Origin of the sequence: Luteibacter rhizovicinus DSM 16549, assembly GCF_001887595.1 — a bacterium.
Lineage (GTDB): Bacteria > Pseudomonadota > Gammaproteobacteria > Xanthomonadales > Rhodanobacteraceae > Luteibacter > Luteibacter rhizovicinus.
In genome coordinates, this window is sequence record NZ_CP017480.1 from 1,446,667 (window position 1) to 1,472,661 (window position 25,995).

Annotated in this window: 20 protein-coding genes; 9 read left to right on the top strand and 11 right to left on the bottom strand. The window is 64.9% G+C overall.

What is annotated here, in order from left to right:
- Window positions 1-24: 24 nt before the first annotated feature.
- The gene (locus tag BJI69_RS06625; protein ID WP_162200960.1) at window positions 25-1,602 is read left to right on the top strand and encodes a tetratricopeptide repeat protein; all 1,578 of its coding nucleotides are present in this window, start codon (window positions 25-27) and stop codon (window positions 1,600-1,602) included.
- Between the two features lie 143 nt (window positions 1,603-1,745).
- Entirely contained in the window at window positions 1,746-3,434 is a 1,689-nt protein-coding gene (acpA, locus tag BJI69_RS06630; RefSeq protein WP_046965758.1) for an acid phosphatase, read from the top strand.
- A 134-nt stretch (window positions 3,435-3,568) separates the two neighbouring features.
- On the opposite strand, the gene BJI69_RS06635 is transcribed toward acpA, so the two are convergent.
- From BJI69_RS06635 to BJI69_RS06650, 3 genes are read right to left on the bottom strand one after another with little or no spacing between them, the layout of a single operon-like run.
- The gene (locus BJI69_RS06635; RefSeq protein WP_046965759.1) at window positions 3,569-5,119 is read right to left on the bottom strand and encodes a DHA2 family efflux MFS transporter permease subunit; all 1,551 of its coding nucleotides are present in this window, start codon (window positions 5,117-5,119) and stop codon (window positions 3,569-3,571) included.
- Window positions 5,120-5,122: 3 nt separating this feature from the next.
- Entirely contained in the window at window positions 5,123-6,562 is a 1,440-nt protein-coding gene (locus tag BJI69_RS06640) for an HlyD/EmrA/EmrK family protein (RefSeq protein ID WP_078023072.1), read from the bottom strand.
- Window positions 6,559-8,076, bottom strand: a complete 1,518-nt coding sequence (locus tag BJI69_RS06650) for an efflux transporter outer membrane subunit (protein WP_078023075.1) — start codon at window positions 8,074-8,076, stop codon at window positions 6,559-6,561. Before BJI69_RS06650 ends, BJI69_RS06640 begins: the two co-directional genes overlap by 4 nt.
- 123 nt (window positions 8,077-8,199) lie before the next feature.
- Here BJI69_RS06650 and BJI69_RS06655 point away from each other — a divergent pair, with 123 nt between their 5' ends.
- Both BJI69_RS06655 and BJI69_RS06660 read left to right on the top strand, forming a co-directional pair.
- Window positions 8,200-8,994: an undecaprenyl-diphosphate phosphatase gene (locus BJI69_RS06655; protein ID WP_046965761.1), complete on the top strand. Its 795-nt coding sequence runs from the start codon at window positions 8,200-8,202 to the stop codon at window positions 8,992-8,994.
- A gap of 10 nt (window positions 8,995-9,004) precedes the next feature.
- A complete protein-coding gene (locus BJI69_RS06660) occupies window positions 9,005-10,597 on the top strand; it encodes a winged helix-turn-helix domain-containing protein (protein WP_046965762.1) in 1,593 nt (530 codons plus the stop codon).
- Here the strand turns inward: BJI69_RS06660 and BJI69_RS06665 are convergent.
- Complete coding sequence (locus BJI69_RS06665; RefSeq protein WP_046965763.1) at window positions 10,570-11,679, bottom strand: serine hydrolase domain-containing protein; 1,110 nt, start codon at window positions 11,677-11,679, stop codon at window positions 10,570-10,572. The two genes, BJI69_RS06660 and BJI69_RS06665, sit on opposite strands and share 28 nt — an antisense overlap.
- 86 nt (window positions 11,680-11,765) lie before the next feature.
- Complete coding sequence (locus BJI69_RS06670; protein WP_046965764.1) at window positions 11,766-12,749, bottom strand: LysR family transcriptional regulator; 984 nt, start codon at window positions 12,747-12,749, stop codon at window positions 11,766-11,768.
- Window positions 12,750-12,943: 194 nt separating this feature from the next.
- On the opposite strand from BJI69_RS06670, the gene BJI69_RS06675 reads away from it, so the two are divergent.
- The 4 genes from BJI69_RS06675 to BJI69_RS06690 are packed head-to-tail and all read left to right on the top strand — an operon-like array spanning window position 12,944 to window position 19,555.
- On the top strand, window positions 12,944-14,152 hold the full coding sequence (locus BJI69_RS06675; protein WP_052766984.1) for an efflux RND transporter periplasmic adaptor subunit: 1,209 nt from the start codon (window positions 12,944-12,946) through the stop codon (window positions 14,150-14,152).
- A 5-nt stretch (window positions 14,153-14,157) separates the two neighbouring features.
- A complete protein-coding gene (locus BJI69_RS06680) occupies window positions 14,158-17,349 on the top strand; it encodes an efflux RND transporter permease subunit (RefSeq protein WP_046965765.1) in 3,192 nt (1,063 codons plus the stop codon).
- Window positions 17,350-17,351: 2 nt separating this feature from the next.
- On the top strand, window positions 17,352-18,785 hold the full coding sequence (locus BJI69_RS06685; RefSeq protein ID WP_046965766.1) for an efflux transporter outer membrane subunit: 1,434 nt from the start codon (window positions 17,352-17,354) through the stop codon (window positions 18,783-18,785).
- Window positions 18,782-19,555: an SDR family NAD(P)-dependent oxidoreductase gene (locus BJI69_RS06690; protein ID WP_078023078.1), complete on the top strand. Its 774-nt coding sequence runs from the start codon at window positions 18,782-18,784 to the stop codon at window positions 19,553-19,555. Before BJI69_RS06685 ends, BJI69_RS06690 begins: the two co-directional genes overlap by 4 nt.
- Before the next feature lie 7 nt (window positions 19,556-19,562).
- Here BJI69_RS06690 and otnK read toward each other — a convergent pair whose 3' ends face one another.
- Genes otnK through ltnD form a run of 3 tightly spaced genes read right to left on the bottom strand, consistent with a single transcriptional unit; the run spans window position 19,563 to window position 22,616 of the window.
- Window positions 19,563-20,831: a 3-oxo-tetronate kinase gene (otnK, locus tag BJI69_RS06695; RefSeq protein ID WP_046965767.1), complete on the bottom strand. Its 1,269-nt coding sequence runs from the start codon at window positions 20,829-20,831 to the stop codon at window positions 19,563-19,565.
- Window positions 20,828-21,616: a 2-oxo-tetronate isomerase gene (gene otnI, locus BJI69_RS06700; protein WP_046965768.1), complete on the bottom strand. Its 789-nt coding sequence runs from the start codon at window positions 21,614-21,616 to the stop codon at window positions 20,828-20,830. The genes otnK and otnI overlap by 4 nt, the downstream gene beginning before the upstream one ends.
- A 10-nt stretch (window positions 21,617-21,626) precedes the next feature.
- Window positions 21,627-22,616 (bottom strand): L-threonate dehydrogenase, encoded by a 990-nt coding sequence (gene ltnD / locus BJI69_RS06705; protein ID WP_244465181.1) that lies wholly within the window; start codon window positions 22,614-22,616, stop codon window positions 21,627-21,629.
- Between the two features lie 65 nt (window positions 22,617-22,681).
- Here ltnD and otnC point away from each other — a divergent pair, with 65 nt between their 5' ends.
- Window positions 22,682-23,353, top strand: a complete 672-nt coding sequence (otnC, locus tag BJI69_RS06710) for a 3-oxo-tetronate 4-phosphate decarboxylase (protein WP_046965769.1) — start codon at window positions 22,682-22,684, stop codon at window positions 23,351-23,353.
- A gap of 1 nt (window position 23,354) precedes the next feature.
- Here the strand turns inward: otnC and BJI69_RS06715 are convergent, their stop codons facing one another.
- Genes BJI69_RS06715 through BJI69_RS06725 form a run of 3 tightly spaced genes read right to left on the bottom strand, consistent with a single transcriptional unit; the run spans window position 23,355 to window position 25,968 of the window.
- Window positions 23,355-24,038, bottom strand: coding sequence for an aspartate/glutamate racemase family protein (locus BJI69_RS06715; protein WP_046965770.1), 684 nt, complete (start codon window positions 24,036-24,038; stop codon window positions 23,355-23,357).
- A 19-nt stretch (window positions 24,039-24,057) separates the two neighbouring features.
- Window positions 24,058-24,948 (bottom strand): NAD-dependent epimerase/dehydratase family protein, encoded by an 891-nt coding sequence (locus BJI69_RS06720; protein WP_046965771.1) that lies wholly within the window; start codon window positions 24,946-24,948, stop codon window positions 24,058-24,060.
- A gap of 24 nt (window positions 24,949-24,972) precedes the next feature.
- On the bottom strand, window positions 24,973-25,968 hold the full coding sequence (locus BJI69_RS06725) for an autoinducer 2 ABC transporter substrate-binding protein (protein ID WP_046965772.1): 996 nt from the start codon (window positions 25,966-25,968) through the stop codon (window positions 24,973-24,975).
- Between the last annotated feature and the right edge of the window lie 27 nt (window positions 25,969-25,995).

The following is a 25,995-nucleotide window of genomic DNA, read 5'->3' on the forward strand; positions in this document are numbered from 1 at the left end:
TCACTCGCATCGAGGGACGAAAACATGTCGGCTAGAGGGATTCGCATTGCCTTGATCGTCGCTGTCGGCCTCGCTGCCATCGGCGGCGCCCTGGCGCTTCGTCACGCACCCACCCACGAATCGACTGCCGTCATCTCGGTGACCCGTCCCGCGATTCCGTTCCGGAGCTTCATGACCCAGGTCATCGAGGCATCGAAGATCGTCGATCCGCTGGAACGCTGCCTGAAGATGCCTGATCCGCCTGGCTCGCACTGGCACCGTGACGGTGTCGAGGCGTATTGCCGTTATCGATACCAGCCAGCCATGACCTCGCTTGAATTTCGCCAACGGATCGCCGAGGGCAGGGGTGACGAGGTGGATCGGGTTCTGGCGGAGGATGCACGCGCGCAAGCGGACGATCCCGCGGCGGCGTCGAGGCTCGATGGCGCCTTCTACCGGATGGGCTTGATGGAGTCCACGCCAGACATGCGCCGCGCCGTGGACGCATGGAAGCGACAGCGTCCACAAAGCGCATTCGCCGCTGCCGCCAGTGGTTTCCAATACAGCAGCGCCGCCTGGCAAGCGCGTGGGCAGGACGCCTACGATGACACGCCTGAAGAGAATTTGACCGCCATGCGCAAGCAGGCGGCGCTGGCACGCGCCGAGCTGGATCGCGCGGCGACGATGCAGCCGCCCATTCCGCTAGTGTTCGCCGAGATGTTCAGCCTCGCCATGCGGGCAGGTGACGAGGACGATGCGCAGGCCGCCATGGCTCGCGGACTCGCCGTCGCGCCCGACGATATGGCGCTTCGCCTGATCCAGTCGGCCATGAGCGGTGGCGCATGGGGTGGAAGCCCTGCCCTGCTCTTGAAACAAGCAAGCGAGGCGGCGGCCAGGGCTCCGCGTCAGCCGCTCTTGTGGGTCGTCGTCGGCAGGGCAAGGATGAAAGCGCGCACGGATCCATTGCTGCACGCGCCAGCGGCAAAGCCGACCCTGGCGATGGCGGGCGAAGTCGCGACAGCCGCCGACCTGGCCTGGTTGGCCCGTCGGGCCTATCTCGGCAAAGCGTTCTCCGAGTCGTTGATCCTCGCTGTCGAAGCGTGGCGCTTCGATGACGGCGAATCGACCGCACTGTGGGTCATCGGCATGGCATCCCAGCAGGCCCGCTACAGCGAATGGGCTCGCGTCATACTCAAGAATGCAGCGCAAAAACATTCGGATTCGGTGAGCGTGGCTCGCGATGTGGGAGTCGCCCTTCTCGCGTTGAAGGAACCCGTCGAAGCGGAACGCCTGTTGTCTTACGCGGTCGAGCGCGACCCCGCCGACACCTGGACGCTCGCTCAGTTGGGCTGGCTCTACCTGAACGCATCGCATCGCTATGACAAGGCGAAAAACGTCGCCGACACGCTCATCCAGCGAGAGGGCGACGACGCCGACGGATATGCGCTACGTGCCTTCGCTCAAATCGAAACCGACGATCCGGAGCGCTATAAGTCCATCCATGTTTTCCTGGATCGTTTTGAACAACGCGACGGCGCTCTGAATACCGCCGACAGCCTGCGCACCTACCTTGCCGAACATCCCGAGCCGTTACCCCGCGGGAACGTTACCGGGAACCATTAGGAGGAGGCAGCACGCGGCAGGGTTTGGCGGGCCCGCCGACATCGCTTACCCTGCAGGCCCCACCATGGGCGTGCGTTACCTCATGGCCGGCGATTGCTTCCCCAGGCTTCGTCGACCGGCGCCCCGCTATCGCGACCGAGCTCATGACCAAGAAAACCGAGAACGACACGCCGGATAGCGGCCGACGCCGCCTGTTGGGTGGCCTCGCCACGACGGGCGCCGTGCTCGCACTGGGCGGCGTGGCTGAGGTCGCCGCAGGCGATTCGAAAGCTCTTGCGCCAGCACCCGGCGGCAAGGCACTCGACGCGCTGCTGGAAAAGCACATCCAGCACGTCGTCGTGATCTACGCGGAGAACCGCAGTTTCAATAACCTGTTCGCCGAGTTCCCCGGTTTGCAGCAGCCCTTGAGCGCCGTGCCCGCGGAACGCTATCTGCAGCGCGATCGCGACGGCAAGCCGCTGACCACGCTGCCGCCGATCTGGGGCGGGCTCGTGCCACACCAGCAGGTGGTCGATCACAAGCCGTACAAGGTCGGCGAGCAGGACATCACAGGGCTGCCCAATGCGCCCTGGGCCTTGCATACGGGTGACGGCACCCCGTTGCCGCACGGCCTGGTCACGCGCGATCTCGTGCATGCGTTCTACAACAACCAGCTGCAGATCAACGGTGGCAAGAACGACGGCTTCGTCGCCTGGGGCGACAACGGCGCGATGACCATGGGTCACTACGCGTCGGCGCCTGTGCATCTTCGCTTGTGGCGGCTCGCCGAGCAGTACACGCTGTGCGACAACTTCTTTATGGGCGCTTTCGGTGGTTCATTCCTCAACCACCAGTACCTCGTGGCCGCGCAACCGCCGTTCTATCCGGACGCCGACAAGAGCCCTGTCCAGTTCGGCATCGCCGTCACCGAGAGCGGCGATCCGCTGGACTACCATCTGAAGATGGCCGATGAGTCGCCGGCCAGCGCCATGCAGGGCAAGCCCAAATTCGCTCACCACAACCAACTCACGCCGGACTTCTTCGCCGTCAATACCATAGGCCCGCCCTACTCGCCCGGCTTCAACGTCGATCCGAAGAACCCGTTGCTCGCCGATGCAACGAGCCCGAATACGCTGCTGCCGCAGAAGCATAAGCACATCGGCGACGTCCTCTCGGACAAGGGCGTGGACTGGGCGTGGTATGGCGGTGGTTTTCAGGCTGCGCTCGACGGCAAGGGTGACGGCGAAGGTGACGAGAAACATTTCCCCCAGACGCCCAACTTCCAGCCGCATCACCAGCCGCTCAACTATTTCGTCACGCTCGCGCCTGGCACGGAAGCACGCAAGCGACACCTGCGTGACGGCGGTATCGGCGAGACAGCAAAGACCAATCGCTTCCTCGCCGACGTAGCCGCCGGGAAACTTCCGCCGGTCACGTTCTACAAGCCACAGGGCGACCTCAATATGCACGCCGGCTATTCCGACGTCGAAGCCGGCGACCGGCATATCGCCGGCGTCGTGCATGCGCTGCGCACCAGTCCGCACTGGAAGGACATGCTCGTCGTCGTCACCTTCGACGAGAACGGTGGGTGGTGGGATCACGTCGCGCCGCCGAAGGGCGATCGCTGGGGGCCGGGTACGCGCATTCCGGCACTGGTGATCTCGCCGTACGCGAAGAAGGGCCATGTGGAGCACACCATCTACGACACGGGATCGATCGCGCGCTTCCTGACGCGACGCTTCAAACTGGAAAAGTTGCCCGGACTGAAGACGCGCGAGGATGCGATGGTGGCGGCGGGCGGACCGGCGCCGGGGGATCTTACGGAAACGCTGGATTTCTCGGTGGCCGGGTAAGAGCATCGCCGATGAATCGGCTCCCACAGATGAATCGGCCCCTAGAGATAATCGGCTCCCACGGATGAATCGGCTCCCACAAGGGTAGCGATCGGCTCATGTGGGAGCCGCTTCAGCGGCGATTGCCGGGACCCTCAATGCCCCGGCGCTCCTCCCGACACAAACGGCGGCTTCGCGAACCACACTGCGACCATCGCCAGCAGGAAGATCAAGGCAAAACCCCAGAACACGTCGTTCACCGCCAGCGTCGCCGCCTGCATGTCGACAATACGATTCAGTGCGGCGTTCGCCGTCGGGCCCTGAATGCCGAACGCCTGAAAGCGATCCAGGTACTCCGTCGTGCTCCGGCTTCCCGCGCTGACGTTCTCCGCCAGCACGGCATGGTGATACGTCGTGCGGTGCGAATACATCGTCGTGCTCACCGCCGTCGCGATGCTGCCTGCCAGCGTTCGGAAGAAATTCGATAGGCCTGACGCACTCGCCACCTGTTCATCCGGCATCCCAGACAGGATGATCTGATTCACCGGCACGAAAAACAATGCGATACCCGCACCCATGCACAAACGCGGGATCGCCATCTCGCTGTAGGGCGCGTTGGTGCTCAACGTCGACATGTAGAACGATGCACCGGCAAAGACGGCGAAGCCCACCGTGTTGAGCACGCGCAGATCGAACTTGCTCTGGAACGCACCCACCAGTGGCGACAGCACGATCGCCAGGATGCCGATGGGCGCGACCACGAAGCCCGCCCAGGTGGCCGTGTAGCCCAGGACCTCCTGCACCCACATCGGCATGACGACGGTACCGCCGAAGAAGGCAAACATGCCCAACGACAGGCACAGGACGCCGACGAAGAAGTTGCGTCGCTTGAGAAGTCGGAGGTCAACGACGGGATGCTTGTGCATCAGCTCCCAGGCGATGAGGAAGGTCAGGCAGATCACTGAGACAATGGCCAGTACCGTGATCGTCTTCGAGGTGAACCAGTCGTCGTCGTTTCCATTGTCGAGCATGAACTGCAGGCAGCCGATGCCCACCGCCAGCAAGAACAGGCCGATCGCGTCGATCGGCGCCTTCACGACCTTGGATTCGCGATCGCGCAGCAGGGCGTAGGTGACCACGACGGCGAAGATGCCGACCGGGATGTTGATGAAGAAGATCCACGACCAGTGGTAGTTATCGGTGATCCAGCCACCGAGAATCGGCCCGAACACCGGCGCCACCACGACCGTCATGGCCCATAGCGCCAGCGCGATGGGTCGTCTGGCGACTGGGTAGTTGTTGAGCAGGAGGGTCTGCGACAACGGCACCATCGGACCGGATACCGCACCCTGCAACAGTCGGAAGACGATCAGCATGGGCATGCTTTGTGAGAAGCCGCATAACGCCGAGAACACGACGAACAGCATGACCGACGTCATGAAGGTGCGCACCTCACCGAATCGACGCGCGACCCAGCCGGTCAGCGGCTGCATGACAGCGCTGGCCATCGAGTACGCGCTGATGGCCATGGTCCCTTCGTTGCTGCTCACACCGACGTTGCCGGCGATGGTACGTACCGACACGTTGACGATGGAGATGTCGAGCACCTCCATGAACGTCGCCAGAGCGACGCCGGCCGTTAGCAGCACAAGTGCGCCACCGGTCAGCGGCGACTTCGACGCCCCGTTACCGTTCTGCCCCGGCATCGATCAGCTGCCGTGCCTGGCCGGAACAGGCTTCGGTGTCGCATCCACGGTATTGGCGCGGATGATCTCCTCGGCGTGTTGGTCGGCCTCGCCCATCTCCTGCTCGTAGACGGTGGTGCTGGCGAGCGGCTTGCTTCGCACCGTGTCGGAGAGGACACGACCGTCGCGGTCGTGCGTATCGACGTTCACGTCGGTCGACAGACCGATGCGCAGCGGGTGCTTGCGGAGGTCCTCTGCATCGATCGCTACCCTGACCGGCAGGCGCTGCACGACCTTGATCCAGTTTCCGGTAGCGTTCTCCGCAGGCAGCAGCGAGAACGCGCTGCCCGTGCCGGCGTTCAGACCGACGATCTTGCCGTGGTACTCCACGTCGGAATACATGTCGGTCGTGAGCTTTACCGGCTGGCCGATGCGGATGTGCTCCAGCTGGGTCTCCTTGAAATTCGCGTCCACCCAGAGGTCCGACAACGGTACGACCGTCAGCAGGTCCTGGCCCGGCTGGATACGCTGGCCGACCTGAACCTGGCGCCGTGCGGCATAGCCTTCGATCGGCGAGACGATCGCATTGCGACCATTGTTGACCCAGGCATTGCGGAACTGCGAGCGAGCCTGGATGACCGCCGGGTAGTTCTCCACCGTCGTGCCGTCGACCTGGGCGTGCGCGGCGGCGGCCTCGCGCTCGGCTGCATCCAGCGCGGCCTTGGCTTGCTGCATCTGGCGCTTGCCGGTGTCGACTTCTTCAGCCGACACGGCGCGACGCTCGAGCAGCGGATGGCGGCGGTTGTAGTCGTCGCGCGCCTGCTCGTACTGGGCACGGCGCTGGGGGATCGCGGCATCGGCTTGATTGGCCTGCTGCATCTTTGCCTGGGCCTCGCGCACGGCCTGGGCGAGCTGACCTTCCGCGTTCATCAGGCTCACGCGGGCGTCGACCGGGTCCAGCTTGATCAGCACCTGGCCCTGATGCACGCGTTCGGTTTCTTCCACGCCGACTTCGATGACTGTCCCGGCGATGCGCGACGAGATGGTGACCATGTCGCCTTTCACGTAGGCGTCGTCGGTGGTCTCGCGTTGCGAGAAAACGAAGATGTAGAGCAACAGCCAGGCCAGCCCGGCGAGGAGGAACACGGCGGCGATCACGGAAAGAACGATCACCTTCTTGCGCCTGGCCTTCGGGTCGTCCTTGTCCTTGTCCTTGTCCTTGTCCTTACCGTCCTTGTCCTTGTCCTTGTCCTTGTCCTTGTCCTTGTCCTTGTCTTTATCCTTCACGTCCTTGTCGTCGCTGTCGCCGTCCTTCTTATCATCGTCCTTGCCTTCGGTTTCGCCATCCTCGCCGCGCGGTGATTCGTCCCCGTATTTGTGCAGGTACTTGTAGCGATACTTGAAGGGCAATGGCGCGGTGCCGGCTTCGCCTTCGTCGCGTGGCTCGTCGTTTTCTGTGGTCATCGCGGAGAGTCCTTGCCGGCGTTGCCAGCCGGAAGAGCGGGAGCATCGTCGGCGTAGTAACCACCACCGAGTGCGTGGATAAGCGAGAGATTCGCCGAGAGCATCTGGCTGGCGAGTTGCAGGCGCGCATCGCGCTGCTGGTCGAGCTGCATGTCGGCGTTGAGCCAGGTACGGTCGTCGATAAGGCCCTTGGATCGGCGGTCCGCCGCCTTGGTCCGTTGTGCCGCGCTCGCCTCGTACTGCCTGTCGACCTGCACGCGCTGATCGTCCAGCATCTGCAAGGTGGTGACACCCTGGGCGATCTGCCCGGCGGCCTGAACGACAGCGCCGTCGTACTGCGCCACCGCGCTATCCAGCTGTGCCTGCGCGCTCTCGAACTGGGCGCGCAGGCGGCCGCCGCTGAAGAGAGGCAATTGGATCGACGGGCCGATGTTGCCGAGCGAAAGATCCGTGCGCGTGCCGGAACCAAGGTCGGGGTAGGTGCGAAGGAAGGCGCCCAGCGCCATCAGGCTGACATCGGGGTAATAGGCCTTACGTGCCTGGTCGATGTTTTTCGATGAAGCCTCGATCTGCCAGCGCGCCGCGGTGATGTCGGGGCGGCGCGCCAGGAGGCCGAGCCGCGCGTCGGCGGGCAGGCTCGCGTCGGGCGTCGGCAAGGCTGATGGCGTCAGCGTGCCGAAATCCCTGGGCGAGACGCCGGCCAGGGCCGCCAACTGGACGACGTCCAGGCTCGACGCACCCTCCAGCTGGGCGACGGCACGTCGCTGCTGCGCAAGCTGGCCGTCGGCCTGGTCGAGGTTGGTCGGATCGTCCAGCCCGCCGTGGACACGTAGCTCGACCAGTTCGCGGTAAGCGGCCGAGCTTTGCGCGGCGTGTCGCGCAACCGCAAGCCGGGCCTGCTGTGCCTGCCAGTCGTAGTAGGTGTTGACCACGTTGTACTGCAACGACGTCGCGGCCGACGCACGCTCGGCCTCGGCGGCGCGTGCCTGCCCGACGGCGGCGGACACGGCGTCTTTCTGCTTGCCCCACAGATCGATGTCCCAGGTGGCCAGAGCGCCAGCAGCACCGCTGTTGCTCCAGCTGCTGCCAGGGTTGAGCTGGAATCGCTGCGCGCTACCCGCCGCGCCGGGTAACTCACCCTTGACCGCCACATCGCTGTAGCCGTGGTTTCCGCTGACGAGGCCTCGCACCTGCGGATTCAGCTCGGCCCTGGCGGAATCGACGGCACGCATGGCGGCGCGATAGCGGGCTTCCGCCTGCTCCATGTCCGGCGAGCCGCGCATCGCGAGATCGACGAGGCGGTCCAGCTGCGGATCGCCGTAGCGCTTCCACCACTCCGATTGCGGCCAGCCGGCTTGCGTCGTTGGCAAACCGGCGATCGGGACGTCTTCGCGCGGAGCGAAGGAAGGTGGCCGCACGGCCGGCGCACAAGCGCCCATAAGCAGGGCGGCACCGAGAACCGCAAGACGGCGTCCGTCACGTCGACGACGGAACCGGGGGGATGAAGACGCCATGGCATTCCGAGTGAGGATTTCTTACGACAGGGAAAAATATCAGTGCAGCGCGTGCGCACCGCGTGATGGCGCCTGCCAGCGGCTAAGCTATGCCCCGTCCCCTTGCCTGGAATGCCGTAGCCCGTGAACGACCTGATCAGCGCCATCCTCCTCGGCATCGTCGAAGGGATCACCGAATTCCTGCCCATCTCCAGCACCGGCCACCTGCTCATTGCGGAACGCTGGCTGGGCGCGCGGTCGGATTTGTTCAACGTGGCGATCCAGGCCGGCGCGATCCTCGCGGTGACCTTCATTTACTGGCGAACGCTCTGGAGCATGGTCCAGAACTGGCGCCGTCCGGAAACCCGCGACTACGTCATGAAGTTGGCGGTAGCCTTCCTGATCACGGCCGCGCTTGGCCTGGTCGTAACGAAGCTCGGCTTCAAGCTGCCGGAGACGATCACCCCGATCGCGTGGGCACTGATCGCCGGCGGCATCTGGATGATCGTGGCCGAGAAGGTCGCGATGAACCGGCCCGATCAGGTCGCCATTTCGTGGCGCGTGGCCATCCTCGTCGGCCTGGCGCAAATTATTGCGGGCATCTTCCCGGGTACGTCGCGTTCCGCCTCGACCATCTTCGTGGCCATGCTCGCGGGTACCAGCAATCGCGCTGCCGCCACCGAGTTTGCCTTCCTGGTCGGCATTCCGACCATGTATGCGGCCACGGGCTACGAGCTGCTGAAGACCTTCAAGCAAGGCGGTGCGGCGGGCGAAGACTGGACCGGTCTCGCTGTCGCTTTCGTCGTCTCCACGATCGTCGCGTTCGTCGCGGTGAAGTGGTTGCTCGGCTATATCCGTTCGCACAAGTTCACTGTGTTCGCGGTGTATCGGATCGTTCTCGGCATCGCCCTGCTGCTCCTGCTTCCCGCAGGCGGCTGAGTCGCCGGCGATGACCACCCGCTATCGGCTGCTCGATCTCACGATCGACCTGTCTCGCCAGCGGGTCGAACGCGGTGACGTCGTGCTCGACGTCACCGGTCTCAGCTTCCAGCTACTGGCCTGTCTCGTCGAACGCGGCGACCGCGTCGTCGGCTTCGACGAGCTGATGGCGGTTGTATGGGCGCCCGCCGTGGTGAACGAGGAAACCGTGACCCAGCGTGTGCGACTGCTTCGCCAGGCGATCGGCGACGACGCGCGACAGCCGCGTTACATCCGCACGGTGCGCGGTCGTGGTTACCAACTGGGTGCGCTGCCTGAAAGCACGTCGACGGACACCGGGCGCCGACGACACTCGATCTGGCCGGCCCTGGCCGCCGTAGGTGTGCTGGCGGCAGTCGCGCTGGGTGCTGGCTTCCTCGGCCACGAGCAGAAGCCGGTGCCGACCGCGCAGCAGGAGTTGCTACAGCGCGCGCACTGGTACGCAGCCATGGGCCAGCGCGACAACAACGAACGCGCCCTGGCGCTCTACGACCGGGCCTTGCACGAAGCACCCGACGATGCCGATGCACTGACTGGCGCGAGCCGCACGCGGTCGGCGCGCACCTGTCTCTACAACACCGGTGCGGATGACGCCCGCGATGCCTTGCGCCTGGCGAGCCGCGCGACCGCGTTGCGACCCGACCTTGCCGACGCGTGGTCCGCGCTCGGCTACGCCCACGATTGCCTTGGTGACATTTCAGGAGCGATTGCCGGCTACGAACACGCCGTACAGCTCGACCCCGCCGACGACGCCAGCCGTTCGTCGGCCGCTTATCTGTATCAGGAACAGGGTCGCCTCGCCGATGCCCTGCGTTCCAATCTCGACATGCGCGGCGACCCGGGGCGCGTGCGCTTCCGTGACGTGCAGGTGGCACGCGAATACGAGCTGCTCGGCTTCGACGCTGCCGCGGAAGTCCGCTTTCGACACGTCTTCGACCTGACGCCCGACAATGTTTTCTCCAATATCGCGTGGCCCGCGTTTCTTTTCGCGCACGGCCGCTTCGACGAAGCGCGCGCCGCGGTGGCGCAGGCACGAACGCGTGGCACCCCGCGAGCCGAACTCGCCCAGCTCGACGGCGAACTCGCCCTGCGGCGTAACGATCGCATCGCTGCCGCCAACGCGTTTGCCGAAGCCCATGCGCTGCGCCCGGATGCCCGCCTGGCAACGACGCTTGCCGCGGTGTACGGCGCCACGCCGGCGAGTGCCGGGTGGCTCACGCAGCGGATCGCCGATACGCGCACCAGTCTTATCGACGATCCCTGGCCGGCGAGCCGCATGGAGCTTGCGGTGTTGCTACAGGCCATCGGCGACAAACGAGGGGCAGTTGCGGCCCTGTCCGATGCCGTCGACAAGGGCTGGCGCGACGCAGGCTACCTCCGCGCCTCGCCCCTGTTTGCCTCGATCGCGAGCGACCCTGGGTTCGATGCCGTACTGGCGGCGATCGATCGCCGCGTGGCGGCCGAGCGGGAGCGTGTGCTTTCCGCCCCGTGGTGTCCTCCCGAGCTGAAGGTACGGCAGCCGGGCGACGCCGAGCGTCAGCGCGACAGGGACTTGAGGATGTAGTCGCGGAAGATGGCTTGCGATTGCGGATGGGCGAAACTCTTGTTGTAGGCCTTGCTGGTGATCACGGCCACCAGGCCACGCTCGGGCAGCACGAAGACGTAGTTGCCGCCGTTACCGCTCATCGCCCATACCTTCGTTTCGATGCCGCCCACCGGAAAGCGGAACTGCCACCACAGGTAACCGTAATCGGCGTCATCTCGGGCCTGGGCGTGCGGGCTCAGCATCGCCGCTACCCAGGCCTTCGGCAGCACCTGCTGGCCGTGCCACCGACCGCCATCGGCAATCAGCGAGCCGATCTTCGCGAGGTCGCGCGATCGGTACCGCGTACCGCCACCGCCCATGCCGACTCCCTCGCTCGAGGTGTTCCATGTCACCTGGGTGATCCCCAGGGGTTGCTCCAGTACCTCGTGGGCGAATCGGGCCAACGGCATCTTCGTCGCCCGCTCGACCACCGCTCCGGCAAGAAAGGCACCCGCCGTGCAATACGAGAACGTGCGGCCATACGGTGAGTCCCTGGGCCGGGCCACCCACGGCGCGTAACCGCGAATCGGGATGTTCAGGGCGAAGTCGAGCCACCGCTCGGAGACGTACATGCGCTCCTCGTTGCCCGCGGAGTACTGATTGTCGTCGTCACACTCAAGGATCGAGCTCATCGTGATGAGGTCCTCCAGGGTGATCGCCGCCCGGCGCGGGTCCGGGTGATCGACGGGGATCTCCGGGAAGAACGCATAGACGGGTGCTTTCACATCGGGGATCGCGCCGCGCTGGATGGCGGCGCCAACGAGCATGGCCGTGAGGCTCTTGCTGGCCGACCGGACATCGTTGAGCAGGTCGGCCGAGCCGTCGTTGAAGTAGTGCTCGTAGACGAGGCGGCCGTGGTCGACCACGAGCACGCTGGTGATCTGCTTGAAGCTGCCGTCGGCCACCTTGTCATCGAGGCTGCCGAGCGTGGCGGTATCCCAGCCGAGCCTGGCCGCGTCGGCGACGGCCCAGCCATCGGTGGTGGCGCGGGGCGGCTGGTACGAGGTCGCCGCCACCGGCAGGGCGGCGGCGAGGATCAGGGCAACGAGGGTGAGGCGCATGTCCAGGGCTCCATGGAAAGAGCCCCGAGTGGACCGTCAGGCGCCGTGAAGTGCCTGAAGTCCGGGTGAAGTTTTATGAAGCCGGGTTACGCCACCGCCGCGATGGGCGCCGGGCCAAGCTTGCGGATCCGGTCGAGCTCGGCCATCTGCGCCTGCACGATCTGGCACTGTGGCGTGCTGGTGCGCTGGAACAACTCGCTGGTCCACTCGATGAAGGCCTGCACGCGGGCCGATAGATGACGCTTCTGCGGGTAGACGATCCAGAGGTTGGAGCCGGTCGAGATCGTGTCGGTCATGATGATCTCCAGCAGGCCCTTGTCCAGCGCGCTCGCGGCCAGGCAATGCGGCGCTTGGATCACGCCCAGGCCGGCGATGGCGGCCTGGATCACCGACTCGCCGTCATTGATCATCATGTGGGCGTCGACATCCACGGACACGCGGCCACTCGGGGAGTCGAACTGCCACTGCGACGGCTTGCCCGTGCTCGGGTGGACGAAATTCACCGTGCGATGGGTCTTCAGATCTTCGATGGTGGTCGGCACGCCATGGCGTGCCAGATAGGCCGGCGAGGCACAGAGCACGTTGCTGAAGTGACCGATCTTGCGCGCGATCAGACTCGAATCGGCCAGTTCACCCATGCGAATGGCGCAATCGAAACCCTCCTCGTTCAGGTCGAACGGGAAGTCGCACATGGTCAGTTCGAGGCGGATATCGGGAAACTTCGCCTCGAATTCGGCGAGGTTCGGAATGATGGCCGCACGCCCGACGGCGGAGGACGCCGCCACCCTGAGCTTGCCGGCCGGTTTCGTCTTGGCGTAGCCCAGAGCCTCGGTGGCCTCGGTAAGATCGGCAAGGATCTCCTTACAACGTGCATAGAACGCGGAGCCATCGTCGGTCAAACGCAACGATCGTGTCGAGCGGAAAAACAGCCGCGCCCCCAGGCTTTCCTCGAGGCGGGAAATCGCCCGGCTGACACCCGAGGGCGTCATCTCAAGATGCTGCGCTGCGGAAGAAAAGCTCTTGGCCTCAACCACGCGGACAAAAACGCTGATAGCGGAAAAGTCTTCCATCGCCGACTCCGGGGATCTTCATTCGTGACTGTGAATCACAGGCGCGATGATTGTAGACCCATTTAAGCCTTGACGAGCAAGACCTAGATTACGCCCCCTGAGACGGACCGGCTTGATCTCAACCAAGGTTGAGGTTGCATCCTGCACCGCCGCACGACTTTTCCGCCCCCCTTTCAAGCTCTCAGGACCTCGTCATGAAGAAGAAACTCCTGTTCGGTTCGTCCGCACTCGCCGTCGCGATCGTCTCCGCGCTCGTGCTCAGCGCCGGCGGCTCGCCGACCCACGCCGCCGAACCGGCAGCTGCCAAGCCGGCTCCCGAGGTCACGGTGGCCCAGGTCCTGCTGCGCCCCGTCTCGGACGCCAATGCGTTCACCGGGCGCATCCAGGCTGTCGACACGATCCAGATCAAGCCGCGCGTCAGTGGCTACGTCGATACCGTGCATTTCCGCGAGGGCGCCACGGTGAAGAAGGGCGACCTTCTCTTCACCATCGATCCCCGCCCCTATCGCGCCGAAAGCGATCGTCTTGCCGCGAACCTCGCCCAAGCCAGGGCTGAAGCGAAGAACGCCGACGCCAATGCCGCCCGCGGCAGCAAGCTCGTTCAGCAGCACGCCGTCTCGCAGGAAGAAGCCGATCGCCTCGATACCGCCGCCGCCAGCGCCAAGGCGCAGGTGGCCTCGGTACAGGCGGCGCTGGACAATGCCCGTCTCAATCTCTCGTTCACCGAAGTCCGCGCCCCGGTCGACGGCAAGGTCAGCAATGCGCAGATCACCGCGGGCAACCTGGTGACCCCGACCGATACGCTGACCAGCGTCGTCACCGTCGATCCGATGTACGTCTACTTCGATGTGGACGAGCAGACCTTCCTCAAGCTCGATCGCCTGCGCCGCGCTAACGGCCACGCGCCGGACGTCGAGATGGGCCTGGCCGACGAGCAGGGCTACCCGCATGTCGGCAAGATCGACTTCGTCGACAACCAGATCCGTGCCGGTGCCGGCACGATCCGCCTGCGCGCCGTGTTCCCCAACACCGACGGTGCCTACACGGCCGGCCTGTTCGCCCGTGTGGAACTGCGTAGCGGCAACACCCAGCCGCGCGCGCTGATCGACGACAAGGCCGTCGGCACCGATCTCGGCAACAAGTTCGTCTACGTCGTCGGCAAGGACAAGAAAGTCGAGTACCGCCGCGTCTCCACCGGTGCCCTGGTCGATGGCCTGCGCGTCGTCGATTCCGGCCTCAATGCCGAGGACGTCGTGGTCGTGAACGGCTTGCAGCGCGTGCGCCCGGGCGTGGAAGTGAATGCGAAGCGCGTGGCGATGGCCTCGCTGGTGCCGGAGAGCGCGCGTAACGTCGCCGCCGCCCGTCCTGCCGGCGTCGACAGCGTGGCGCAGAACCAGGACTGATCCTCATGAAAATCGCGCAATATTTCGTTGAACGCCCCATCCTGGCGGGCGTGCTGTCGGTGCTGTTCCTGATCGCGGGCGGTATCGCCGTGTTCAAGCTGCCGATCAGCGAATACCCGGAGGTCGTCCCGCCGACCGTCGTGGTGAAGGCCAGCTACCCCGGCGCTAACCCGAAGGTCATCGCTGAAACCGTCGCCACGCCGCTCGAAGAGCAGATCAACGGCGTGGAAGGCATGCTGTACACGTCGTCGCAGTCGACCAGCGACGGCCAGATGACCCTCACGGTCACCTTCGCCCTCGGCACCGACCTCGACAACGCCCAGGTGCAGACGCAGAACCGCGTGTCGCAGGCACTGCCGCGTTTGCCTGAAGAAGTGCAGCGTCTCGGTGTCACGACGACCAAGAGTTCGCCCGACCTGACCATGGTCGTGCATCTGACCTCGCCGGACAGCCGTTACGACATGCTCTACCTGTCGAACTACGCCCGCACACGCATCAAGGACCAGCTCGCCCGTCTCGACGGCGTGGGTGATGTCCAGCTGTTCGGCGCTGGTGAATACAGCATGCGCGTGTGGATGAACCCGGAGAAGCTGGCCATCCGCAACCTGACCACGGGTGACGTGATCAAGGCGGTACGCGAGCAGAACATCGAGGTCGCCGCCGGCGCACTCAACGCGCCCCCGGGCCCGAACTCGAATGCCTTCCAGGTCAACATCAACACGCAGGGCCGTCTCGTCACCGAGGATGACTTCCTCAACATCATCGTGCGCAGCGATCCGACCGGTTCGGTCACCCACCTGCGCGACGTCGCTCGCGTGGAACTGGGCTCGAACAACTACGCCCTGCGCAGCCTGCTGAACAACCGCGAAGCCGTCGCGATTCCGATCTTCCAACGCCCCGGTTCGAACGCCATCGCGATTTCCGACGAAGTGCGTGCCGAAATGGCCACGCTGAAGAAGGATTTCCCGCAGGGTGTCGATTACACCATCGTCTACGATCCGACCGTGTTCGTTCGCGGCTCGATCGAGGCGGTGGTGCATACGCTGTTCGAGGCGATCATCCTCGTCGTGCTCGTGGTGATCCTGTTCCTGCAGACCTGGCGCGCGTCGATCATCCCGCTCGTCGCCGTACCGGTGTCCCTGATCGGCACCTTCGCCGTGATGTACCTGGTCGGCTTCTCGCTCAATGCACTGTCGCTGTTCGGACTGGTGCTGGCCATCGGTATCGTCGTCGACGATGCGATCGTGGTCGTGGAGAACGTCGAGCGCCACATCGAGCACGGGCTCGATCCGAAGATGGCCACCCGCCAGGCCATGACCGAAGTGACCGGGCCGATCGTCGCCACGGCACTCGTGCTGTGTGCCGTGTTCGTCCCCGCCGCCTTCATCAGCGGCCTGACCGGCCAGTTCTATCGCCAGTTCGCCCTGACCATCGCCATCTCGACGGTGATCTCCGCGTTCAACTCGCTGACCCTCAGCCCCGCGCTTGCCGCCTTGCTGCTGAAGGGCCGCGACGAGCCGAAGGACAAGCTCACGGTCATGATGGACCGCGGCCTCGGCTGGATCTTCCGTCCATTCAACCGGACGTTCGAGCGCGCTTCGAACGGCTACGTCGGTGGCGTCAAGAAGATCCTCCGCTTCGCTGTGGTGATGCTGGTGCTGTACGCCGGCCTCGTAGGCCTGGGCGTGCTCGGCTTCGCCCGCACGCCGACCGGCTTCGTGCCGCCGCAGGACAAGCAGTACCTCGTCGCCTTCGCGCAGCTGCCCGATGCGGCATCGCTCGATCGCACGGAAACCGTGATCCGCGAAATGGGCGACATCGCCCTGAAGGATCCCGGTGCCGCGAGTGCCGTGCAGTTCCCCGGTCTGTCGATCAACGGCTTCACCAACAGCACCAACTCGGGCATCGTCTTCGTGACGCTGAAGCCGTTCGAAGAGCGTCGCGACAAGGACCTCTCGGCCGACGCCATCGTCGCGCGGCTCAACGCCAAGTTCGCGTCGATCCAGGGTGCCTACATCGCGATCTTCCCGCCGCCGCCGGTCAACGGCCTCGGCACGATCGGCGGTTTCCGTGTCCAGCTCGAAGATCGTGGCGACCTCGGTTTCGACGAACTCTACAAGCAGACCCAGGGCATCATCGGCGCCAGCCAGAAGACGCCTGAACTCGCGCACCTGTTCAGCAGCTTCCAGGTGAACGTGCCGCAGTTCGACGCCGACATCGATCGCGAAAAGGCGAAGTCCGAAGGCATCGACCTGGGCGACGTGTTCCAGACGATGCAGGCGTACCTCGGCTCGCTCTATGTGAACGACTTCAACCGCTTCGGTCGCACCTATCAGGTGAACGTGTCCGCCGAGCCGTCGTTCCGCCACGAACCGTCCGATGTCGTGGGCCTCAAGACCCGCAACGCCGCCGGTGACCTGGTGCCGCTGGGTTCGTTCCTGACGATGCGCCAGACCAACGGCCCGGATCGCGTGCAGCATTACAACGGCTATCCCACCGCCGAGATCAATGGCGGCGCGGCTCCGGGTTACAGCACCGGCCAGGCGCAGGACGCGATGGAGAAGCTGCTGGCCACGAGCCTGCCGAACGGCATGAGCTACGAGTGGACCGAGCTGACCTACCAGCAGATCCTTGCCGGTAACACCGCGGTGCTCGTCTTCCCGCTGTCGGTGCTGCTTGTGTTCCTGGTGCTCGCCTCGCTGTACGAAAGCCTGAGTCTGCCGCTGGCCGTCATCCTGATCGTGCCGATGGTGCTGCTCTCCGCCATTGCCGGTGTCATCGTTACCGGTGGCGACAACAACATCTTCACCCAGATCGGTCTGATCGTCCTGGTAGGCCTGGCCTGCAAGAACGCCATCCTGATCGTCGAGTTCGCTCGCGAAGCCGAAATCGAAGGGATGAACCGTGTGGATGCCGTGCTCGAAGCGGCCCGCCTGCGACTGCGTCCGATCCTGATGACCTCGTTCGCCTTCATCATGGGTGTGGTGCCGCTGGTGACCTCGCACGGTGCGGGCGCCGAGATGCGTCATGCGATGGGCGTGGCGGTGTTTGCCGGCATGCTCGGCGTCACCTTCTTCGGCCTTATCTTCACCCCGCTCTTCTATGTGCTGATCCGCGGCTGGAACGAACGCCAGGCAGCGAACCGTGCGGCGCGCCGTGAGCGTCGCCTGCTCGAACACGCGGCCCGGGAGTCGTGATCATGAAAATCGTATTCCGTACGACGGCACTCTTCGCGGCCCTCGTCCTCGCCGGTTGCGCGAGCGTGGGCCCCGACTACCACGCACCAAAGGAAGCACCGGTCACGCTGCAAGGCGTGGACCCGGCGCAGCAGACCAACGAAGCGTTCCAGGCGCAGTGGTGGAAGCAGTTCGGTGACCCGACGCTGGACAGCCTCATCGTCCGCGCGGCGAAGGGCAGCCCGGACCTGAGGATCGCGGTTGCCCGCCTGAAGCAGGCGCGCGCCGCCCTCGGCACCGCGAAGTCGCAGCAGATTCCGGATGTCGAGACCGGCGTGGATTATTCGCGTGCACGGGAACAGCAGCCGGGCTTCACCGACCAGCGCCAGACGATCACGTCGTATCAGGCTGGCTTCGACGCCTCGTGGGAACTCGACCTGTTCGGCGGTATCCGTCGTTCGGTCGAGGCCGCACGTGCCGATGCCGGCGCTGGCGAGGCCTCGCTGCAGGATGCGCAGGTCACCTTGTTCGCCGAAGTCGCTCGCAACTACTTCGACCTGCGCGGCACCCAGCTGCGTATCGACGTGGCCAAGCGCGACATCACCAACCAGCAGGACTCGCTGAAGGTGATCAATGCGCGCGTGGAAGTCGGCACCGGGGCGGAGCAGGATCTCGCCTCGGCGAAGGCTCGCCTTGCCTCGGTGGAGGCGCAGCTGCCGGTGCTCGAAACCCAGGCCCAGGCCGACCAGTTCCGCATCGCGGTTCTGCTTGGCGAGCGCCCGGGCGAGCTCGACATCGACCTCTCGCCGGCCACGCTCAAGCCGATCGACGTCAGCCTCGCCATCGGTGGTGCGGATGAAGTGCTGCAGCGTCGTCCGGACATCCGCATCGCCGAGCGCGAGCTCGCCGCCGCGAATGCACGTATCGGTGTGGCCAAGGCCGACTACTTCCCGCATATCACCCTGGGTGGTTTCGTCGGCTTCCTTGCCGGTCGCAGCAATGACTTTGGCGGCGCCGATTCACGGGCATGGCAGCTTGCGCCAAGCATCTCGTGGTCAGGCCTGAACGTACAGCGCGTGGCGTCCGGCGTGAGAGGCGCGCGGGCGCGCGCCGAGGAGGCCCAGGCGAATTACGACCGTACCGTGCTCAGCGCACTGGAGGATGTCGATAACTCACTCGTCGGCTTCAACCAGCAACGCATTCGCGTCGAGAAGCTCGTGGTTCAGGCGAAGGAAAGCCGTCGCGCCGCCGAGCTGGCCAAGCTTCGCTATGACGCAGGTCGCACCGACTACCTCGAACTGCTCGACGCGGAACGTACCCAGCTCTCGGCCGAGGACCAGCTTGCAGAAGCCGAGGCGGGTATCAATACACGTGCCGTGTCGCTGTACAAGGCGCTCGGTGGTGGCTGGCAGGCCTGCGGCAACAACGCGTGTAGCGAGGTTGCGAAAGCCCCATGAGCGCCGCGAAGGTTCATCGCCTGCCCGTGCAGACGAAGCGATCGAACCCGACCGCCGTTGAGCCGCCGCTCAGCCAGCGCATCGCGCTGGTGAGCGGCGCTAATCGCGGTATCGGACTTGAGGTATCGAAGCAGCTTGCATCGCTCGGCGTTACCGTCTTCATGGGTATGCGCCAGCCAGGGAAGGGTGAGAAGGCCTTGAAGGCGGTGCGTGACATGGGCGGCGATGCTTACGCCATCAAGCTCGACGTCACCCGCACTGCCGATATCGAGGCGGCCGTCGCCAACATCGACGGCCGTTTCGGCCGGCTCGACATCCTCGTGAACAACGCGGGCGGCTATTTCGACCACGACGCACGGGTGTCCAAACCCGACCTCGAAGCGATTCGGGGTGCTTTTGACACCAACTTGCTCGGCGCCTGGTGTCTTACGGCAGCCGCTCTTCCATTGATGCGTCGCCATGGCTATGGCCGTGTCGTCAACGTTTCAAGCGAGTGCGCAGTAAGCAATATGTGTGGCGAAACCGCACCGGCGTACCGGATATCGAAGGCAGCGCTCAATGCCTATACGCAGGTCGCCGCGCGCGAGCTTGAAGGCAGCGGGATACTCGTGAACGCCGTTTGTCCAGGCTGGACGGCCACGGCGCTCGGCGGCAGTGGTGGACGCCCCGTGGCCGAAGGTGCCGAAGGCATCGTCTGGGCCGCGCTTCTCTCCGAGCGTGAGGCTGCCAACGGCGGCTTCTTTCGCGACCGTTCGAAGCTTTCCTGGTAGATGACCTTCACTCGGCGATGATGGCTTCGGTGAAGAATCCGGGCCCACCGAAGTTTCCCGATTTAAGCACCAGGCGAAGGTTCGCGTAGCGACGTCCCAGGGCGTGCAACATCGGCACGCCGGGGGCAAGCTCGCGACCGATGAGAAACGCTTCGATGCCGAGCCGATCGACGACGGCCCCGGACGTTTCGCCGCCGGCCACGATCAGTCGCGACAAGCCCTCGCTCGCGAGCTGCGCTGCGATCTCGGCAAGCGTGTCCTCGAGCAGCGCCGAGACCTGTTGCGCGCCATGCGCCGCCTGCAAGGCAGCGACGCGGTCGGGCGAGGCACTCGTCGCAACGAAAGCGGGGCCATCGGCCAGATGACGGCGCGCCCAATCCACCACCGCCTTCACGCTGGTCGTACCTGCCATGAGTTCTTCGGCACCTAGCCGCAACACGGGCCATTCCCTTTCGGCAAGATCGAGTTGCTCGAGCGTCGCGATCGAGCAGCTGCCCGCGAGGACCAGCGAACCGCGCAGGTCGTCGGGCGCGCGCGCAGGCTCCGGGGTTCCGAGTCCACCCCGTCCGACAACCATGGCCCGTGCAAGGCCCAGACCCATGCCGGATGCACCGGTGGAGACGGCATCGTCCAACGCGACGCGGCCGAGTACCTCGAGATCCGCATCGGTGACGGCGTCGGCGATCACACTTCCGCAACCGGCCTGGCGAAGGCGCGACAGTTCCGTCCGGACGACATCGTCGCCGGCACGAATGACCGCGAGCGACAACGTGCCCACGGCTCGGCGGCTCTGCGCACGCATCAGCCGGGGCAGGCTCGAATCGCGCATGGGGGTGACCGGGTGATCCTTCATCGGACTCTCGTCGAGCCGGTCGCTGCCGACGAAGAGGTGTCCCTGGTAGACCGTGCGACGATTGCGAGGAAAGGCGGGACAGACGATCGGCATGGCGAGGTACGGTGCCGCAAGCGCGTCGGTGACCGGCCCGATATTCCCCTGCGCGGTGGAGTCGAACGTGGAACATATCTTGAACAAGACATGGGCCGCACCCTTCGACCGGAGCCACGCGTCCGCGGCAAGCGACTGGCGCACCGCGATGTCGGCGGGGATCGAGCGGCTCTTCAGCGCGATGACGACGGCGTCTACCTCGGGCAGGTCGATGCCGTCGGGGGGCACCCCGATCGTCTGCACCACGCGAAGTCCGTTGCCGGCGAGCGTGCTCGCCAGATCCGAGGCCCCGGTGTAGTCGTCGGCAATAGCACCGAGATAGAGGCTCATGCGGCCACCTTCGATCCGTTCGTCCAGGGTGCGAGCCAGCCGAGACCCTCCTCCGTGCGACCGCGCGGACGATACTCGCAGCCAACGTGGCCGCTGTAGCCAAGCCGGTCGAGCTCGCTGAAGAGGAACGTGTAATTGAGTTCCTCGCCGTCGGGTTCGTGCCTGGAGGGCACGCTGGCCACCTGGACATGCCCGAGCAACGGCATGGCGCGCCGCAGGCGCGTCGTCACGTCGCCGTGGATGATCTGTGCATGGTAGAGATCCAGCTGGAGTCGCAGATTCGGCAGATGCAGCTCCTCGATCAGGACGACTGCCGCCTCGACATCGCTCATGAAATAACCGGGCATGTCGCGACGGTTCACCGGCTCCAGCAAGACATCCACGCCCAGGGCTGCCGCGCGTTCCGCACACCAGCGAATGGACTCCCGATAGGCACGCCAGTGGAGGTCGTCGTTCGGCGCAATCCCGGCCATCAGATGCACGCGTGGTACACGCAACGCGCGGATGTACGGCGTGGCACGCTCGAACGCCTCGCGCATCTCCGCCGCACGCGCCGGAAGCGCCGCCATGCCTCGATCGCCAGCCGTCCAGTCGCCCGCCGGCAGGTTCATCAGCACGACGGCCAGACGGTTACGCTCGACGCGCTCGACCACCTGTTCCACGGGATGGTCGTAGGGAAACAGGAACTCCACCGCATCGAAGCCCGCCACGGCGGCCGCGTCGAAGCGATCGAGGAAGGCGTGCTCGTTGAACATCATCGTGAGATTGGCAGCAAAGCGCGGCATGGGAAGTCCTTCAGGATCGGTCGGTCTTGACGACGGGCTCGCCCGGCATGGCGAGCCCCGCGATGTGCGCATACAGTCGCGCTACGGAGGCGTCGTCATCGCGCCCCATGCCGGCCGCCGAGGTCATGACGAAAAGTTGCAGCGCCGCACTGGCCAGGGGCACGGGAAACGTGTTGGCCCGGCCCATATCGATCACGATGCCCAGGTCCTTGACGAAGATGTCGACCGCGCTGCGCGAGGTGTAGTCGCCGTCGATCATGTGCGGCACGCGGTTCTCGAACATCCACGAATTACCCGCTGACGCGGTGATCACCTCATATACCGCGCGCAGATCGAGGCCTTCGCTGGCGGCAAACGCCATGGCTTCCGCTGCTGCAGCGATGTGCACGCCTGCCAGCAACTGGTTGACCATCTTGAACGCCGCGCCCTGCCCGGCGGCGTCGCCAAGCCGATACACCTTGCCGGCGATCGCTTCGAGTACCGGGGATGCTCGATCGAAGGCGGCCACGCTACCTGAGGCCATGACGGTGAGACTGCCTTCCGCAGCGCGCTGGGCGCCGCCGCTGATCGGTGCGTCAAGGTAGTGTCGCCCACTGGCTTCCAGCTGTCGTGCCAGCGCACGTGCCTTTGCCGGTGCCAGGGTCGCGCATGATACGAAGACGGCGTTGGACGCCATGTGCGCTGCCACGCCATCGGCGCCGAAGAGCAACGCCTCCGTCTGCTCCGCGTTCACCACCACGCTCACGACGATATCCGCGCCCTCGGCGGCAGCCGAGGCAGAGGTGACCGTGGCACCGCCGAGTGCGGCGAAAGCGTCGCGTCGCTGCTCGCCGGGATCGAAGCCGGTCACGCGTGCGCCGTCGCGCAAGAGGCTCGCCGCGATACCGAGGCCCATCGAGCCCAGGCCAGCGACAGCGACGTTGAGATCCGCCCATCGGCCCGCCTCGGTGAGCCCGTCGGGACCCCCATCGAGGATCGTGTTCGTTCCGCCCATCGCCATACCGCTCTCCAGGTGCTTGCCTTGCTGATTGCGCTACCATCATGAAACCCACAGGAGCCGGTCCCATGAGCGAGTCACGCCTGCGCGAGCAGATCTGCCTCTTCGCCCGATCGATGTTCGAACGCGGACTTACCCATGGTTCGTCCGGCAACATCAGTGCCGTACTCGACGACGGCGGTTTGCTGATGACGCCCACCGATGCGTCCCTGGGTTTTCTCGACCCCGCCCGCCTCGCCCGTTTCGATGCGCAGGGACGTTTTGTCGACGGCGACAAACCGACCAAGGAGGCGCCGTTGCACAAGGCGCTCTACGAATCGCGGATCGGCTCGGGCGCCGTCGTCCACCTGCATTCCACGCACGCCGTGGCGATCTCCATGCTTCCCGGCCTCGATCCTGCATCCGTTCTGCCACCGCTGACGCCGTACTACGTCATGCGGGTCGGTGACACGGCGCTCATTCCTTATCACCGTCCCGGCGATCCCGCGGTCGCCGACGCCATCCGCGGACTGGCTGGACGCTACGCGTCCATCCTGCTCGCCAACCACGGTCCCGTCGTGGCCGGCACGTCGCTCACCGCCGCCGTGAATGCGATCGAGGAGTTGGAAGAAACCGCCAGGCTTCATTTGCTCCTGCGCCATCTCGATCCGCGGGTGCTGTCGGCCGATCAGGTCGCCGATCTGGGCCGTACGTTCGGCACGCCCAGTCCGTCGGACGCGCGTGACCCTCACCAGCACTGACTCACGCGGCACGTTCCAGCCGGCCGCGCAGTAGTTCCGCCACGCGTTCCATGCCCAGGCGGGGACTGGTGAGCACCGGCACGTCGAAGCGGCTGCCTGGCCTGTCGACGACCCGGCCCATCGATACCTGGGCAAGAACGATGAGATCGACATCGGCGGCGAGCTCGCGCAGATGGCGCTCCACGATCGCATCGTGCTCGTCCGTGCGTCCCGCAAGCAACGCATCGAAGGCACCCTCGCACAGTGCCCGCCTGACCTCGACGGACTTGCCCGCCTCGCGCGCCACGCGTTCGATCAGGCGTGCGGTCGGGTCGAGGGTGGTCTGCACCGTGGCGGCGACGCCGATGCGCGTCGCACTTGCGACCGCGCGCTCCGCCATCGCCTGATCCACCTTCAATACAGGTACCGAAAGCAGGGCGCGCACCGAATCCGCCGCCTCGCCGACCGATGAGCACGCGTTGAGGATAAGGGTCGCCCCCATCTCCTGGCCGATCATCATGTACTGGGCCAGCCGACGGGTAACCGCCGGCGTGACATGGCCGGCGGCCATGGTGTCCTTGAGCAGGCTGTCGTCGACCAGGTTGACGATGCGCACTCCCGGCAGCAATTCGGGCCCGAGCGAACTCAGGGGCTGCACGGTGACCGGGCCGGTGTGGACGATGACGAGGGTAGTCTGGGCGGGCATGGTGGCATCCTCCGATGGGTCAGGCCTTCACGTAACGGCGCCAGTTGTGCGCCTCCTGGAAACCGAGCACCTCACGTGTCTTTCGGTTGGAGAGCAGCGTTTCGTACTCGCCGAGCTCACCCTTGACCGGCACGTTCGGGAAATAGCGGCGTAGCAGCTCGGCGGTCGGCAGATCCGATGAGGCATCGTTATTGGCCGCATTGAAGATCTGGAAACCCAGGCCATCCTTGCGAATGCCGAGATCGACGATCTGGCCCAGATCGCGCGCATCGATGTAACTCCAGGCGATACGTCTACGGAAGTCGGGCTTGGCGAAGAATCCCGGGAATCCCGCGTACTCATGCGGCTCGATGACGTTACCGATACGGATCGCGTAGATGTCCATGCCCGTACGGCCGGCGAACGCCTGGGCGGTCTTCTCGTTACAGATCTTCGACAAGGCGTAACTGTCGCGTGGATCGACCGGGTATTCCTCATCGAGGGGGAAGTATTCCGGGTCGCGCGGCGTGTGATTGAACACCATGCCGTAGGTCGTCTCGCTCGAGGCGATGATCACCTTGCGGATGCCGAGCTTCGCGGCGGCTTCGATGACGTTGTAGGTACCCATCACGTTGACGCGATAAACCTCGTTGTCCGGCACGATCATGATGCGTGGGATCGCGGCGAAGTGGACGACGGCATCGATCGGCTCCGGTGCCAGGTTCGGATCGAACTCGTGAAGGCCCGTGTAGCTCGACAACGCGTTGAATACCTGCCCCGAGTCCGTGATGTCGGTAATGAGGGTTCGGACAGCAGGATTGTCGAGAGGCTTCGTGTCGAGATTGAGCACACGGTAGCCTTGGTCCACCAGGTACTGGACGACATGGCGACCGGCTTTGCCGCTACCGCCGGTAAAAATCACGCGCTTCATGGAAACTCCTCGGGGATGGGGAAATCAGAACTTGTATTGATCGATATTTTCGGCGGTGAAGATCAGCGGCTCGCTGAAGATGATCACCTTGTCCTTGACGGTGTAGTTGCCGAGGCCAGGAACCGAAAAGGTATCGTTCGGCTTGAGCGCGTCGTTGGCGGCAAGGCGAGCCACATGCATCACCAGCTGGCCTTCCTTCACTTCATCCCACAACGGACTCGCCTTGATGATGCCGGCCTTGATGTACTGGCGGATGGCATCGGGATTGCTGCAACCGGTCACGAACACCTTGCCGGTGCGCCCCAGCTTCTGCACCGCCGCCGCCGCGCCGACTTCGGAGGCGCCATCGGGCGCGATGATCGCGGCGACGTTCGGATGCGCCTGCAGGATGTTGAGCCCGGCGGTCAACGACTTCGAAGGATCGGACTGGCCGTACTCCGTCGTGACGATCTTCATTTTCGGGTAGGCGGTTTTCATATACGCCGTGAGCGCACTGATCCATTCGTTCTGGATCGTGGCATCCTTGGTCGAGGAAAGAATCGCCACTTCCGAATCCGCGGGGATGTACTTCGCGACGGAATCGACAAGTGCCTTGCCGAACGCCGGGTACTCGGTATTCTGGATGAAGAAATCGCGTGCGTCCGGTGCGACGTCGCTGTCATAGGAAACCACCTTGATCCCTTGCTTCATCGCGCGCTTCAGCGCGGGCGCGAGCTGGGTCGGATTGTTCGAGGTGGTCGTAATGACATCGAATTTCCGCGCGATAAGGCTGTTGAAGACGTCGACCTGGCCCTGCGCCGATGCGGTCACCGGACCGGTGTAGAGGAAATCGATATTCAGCGTTTTCGCCGCGGCTTCGGCGCCCTGCTGGTTGGCCTTGAACACGGACAGGCCGACGAGCTTCGGCACCATCGCCACCTTGATCCGTTTGGAGTTGTCGACGGTCTGGGCTGAGACGGCGGATGCGATCGCCAGGGTGACGGCGGCGGCCAGCACGAGCATGCGACGGGCGTTGATCATGACTCCCTCCTGCGGATGGATGACGAC

Excerpts from the sequence above, each read along its gene's own strand:
- otnC (WP_046965769.1), top strand. The coding sequence starts at position 22,682 with ATGAGCGAGTCACGCCTGCGCGAGCAGATCTGCCTCTTCGCCCGATCG.
- BJI69_RS06720 (WP_046965771.1), bottom strand. The coding sequence starts at position 24,948 with ATGAAGCGCGTGATTTTTACCGGCGGTAGCGGCAAAGCCGGTCGCCAT.
- BJI69_RS06650 (WP_078023075.1), bottom strand. The coding sequence starts at position 8,076 with ATGGCGTCTTCATCCCCCCGGTTCCGTCGTCGACGTGACGGACGCCGT.
- acpA (WP_046965758.1), top strand. The coding sequence starts at position 1,746 with ATGACCAAGAAAACCGAGAACGACACGCCGGATAGCGGCCGACGCCGC.
- BJI69_RS06635 (WP_046965759.1), bottom strand. The coding sequence starts at position 5,119 with ATGCCGGGGCAGAACGGTAACGGGGCGTCGAAGTCGCCGCTGACCGGT.
- BJI69_RS06670 (WP_046965764.1), bottom strand. The coding sequence starts at position 12,749 with ATGGAAGACTTTTCCGCTATCAGCGTTTTTGTCCGCGTGGTTGAGGCC.
- BJI69_RS06675 (WP_052766984.1), top strand. The coding sequence starts at position 12,944 with ATGAAGAAGAAACTCCTGTTCGGTTCGTCCGCACTCGCCGTCGCGATC.
- BJI69_RS06640 (WP_078023072.1), bottom strand. The coding sequence starts at position 6,562 with ATGACCACAGAAAACGACGAGCCACGCGACGAAGGCGAAGCCGGCACC.
- ltnD (WP_244465181.1), bottom strand. The coding sequence starts at position 22,616 with ATGGCGATGGGCGGAACGAACACGATCCTCGATGGGGGTCCCGACGGG.
- otnI (WP_046965768.1), bottom strand. The coding sequence starts at position 21,616 with ATGCCGCGCTTTGCTGCCAATCTCACGATGATGTTCAACGAGCACGCC.
- BJI69_RS06690 (WP_078023078.1), top strand. The coding sequence starts at position 18,782 with ATGAGCGCCGCGAAGGTTCATCGCCTGCCCGTGCAGACGAAGCGATCG.
- BJI69_RS06715 (WP_046965770.1), bottom strand. The coding sequence starts at position 24,038 with ATGCCCGCCCAGACTACCCTCGTCATCGTCCACACCGGCCCGGTCACC.
- BJI69_RS06625 (WP_162200960.1), top strand. The coding sequence starts at position 25 with ATGTCGGCTAGAGGGATTCGCATTGCCTTGATCGTCGCTGTCGGCCTC.
- BJI69_RS06680 (WP_046965765.1), top strand. The coding sequence starts at position 14,158 with ATGAAAATCGCGCAATATTTCGTTGAACGCCCCATCCTGGCGGGCGTG.
- BJI69_RS06685 (WP_046965766.1), top strand. The coding sequence starts at position 17,352 with ATGAAAATCGTATTCCGTACGACGGCACTCTTCGCGGCCCTCGTCCTC.
- BJI69_RS06665 (WP_046965763.1), bottom strand. The coding sequence starts at position 11,679 with ATGCGCCTCACCCTCGTTGCCCTGATCCTCGCCGCCGCCCTGCCGGTG.
- otnK (WP_046965767.1), bottom strand. The coding sequence starts at position 20,831 with ATGAGCCTCTATCTCGGTGCTATTGCCGACGACTACACCGGGGCCTCG.
- BJI69_RS06660 (WP_046965762.1), top strand. The coding sequence starts at position 9,005 with ATGACCACCCGCTATCGGCTGCTCGATCTCACGATCGACCTGTCTCGC.
- BJI69_RS06725 (WP_046965772.1), bottom strand. The coding sequence starts at position 25,968 with ATGATCAACGCCCGTCGCATGCTCGTGCTGGCCGCCGCCGTCACCCTG.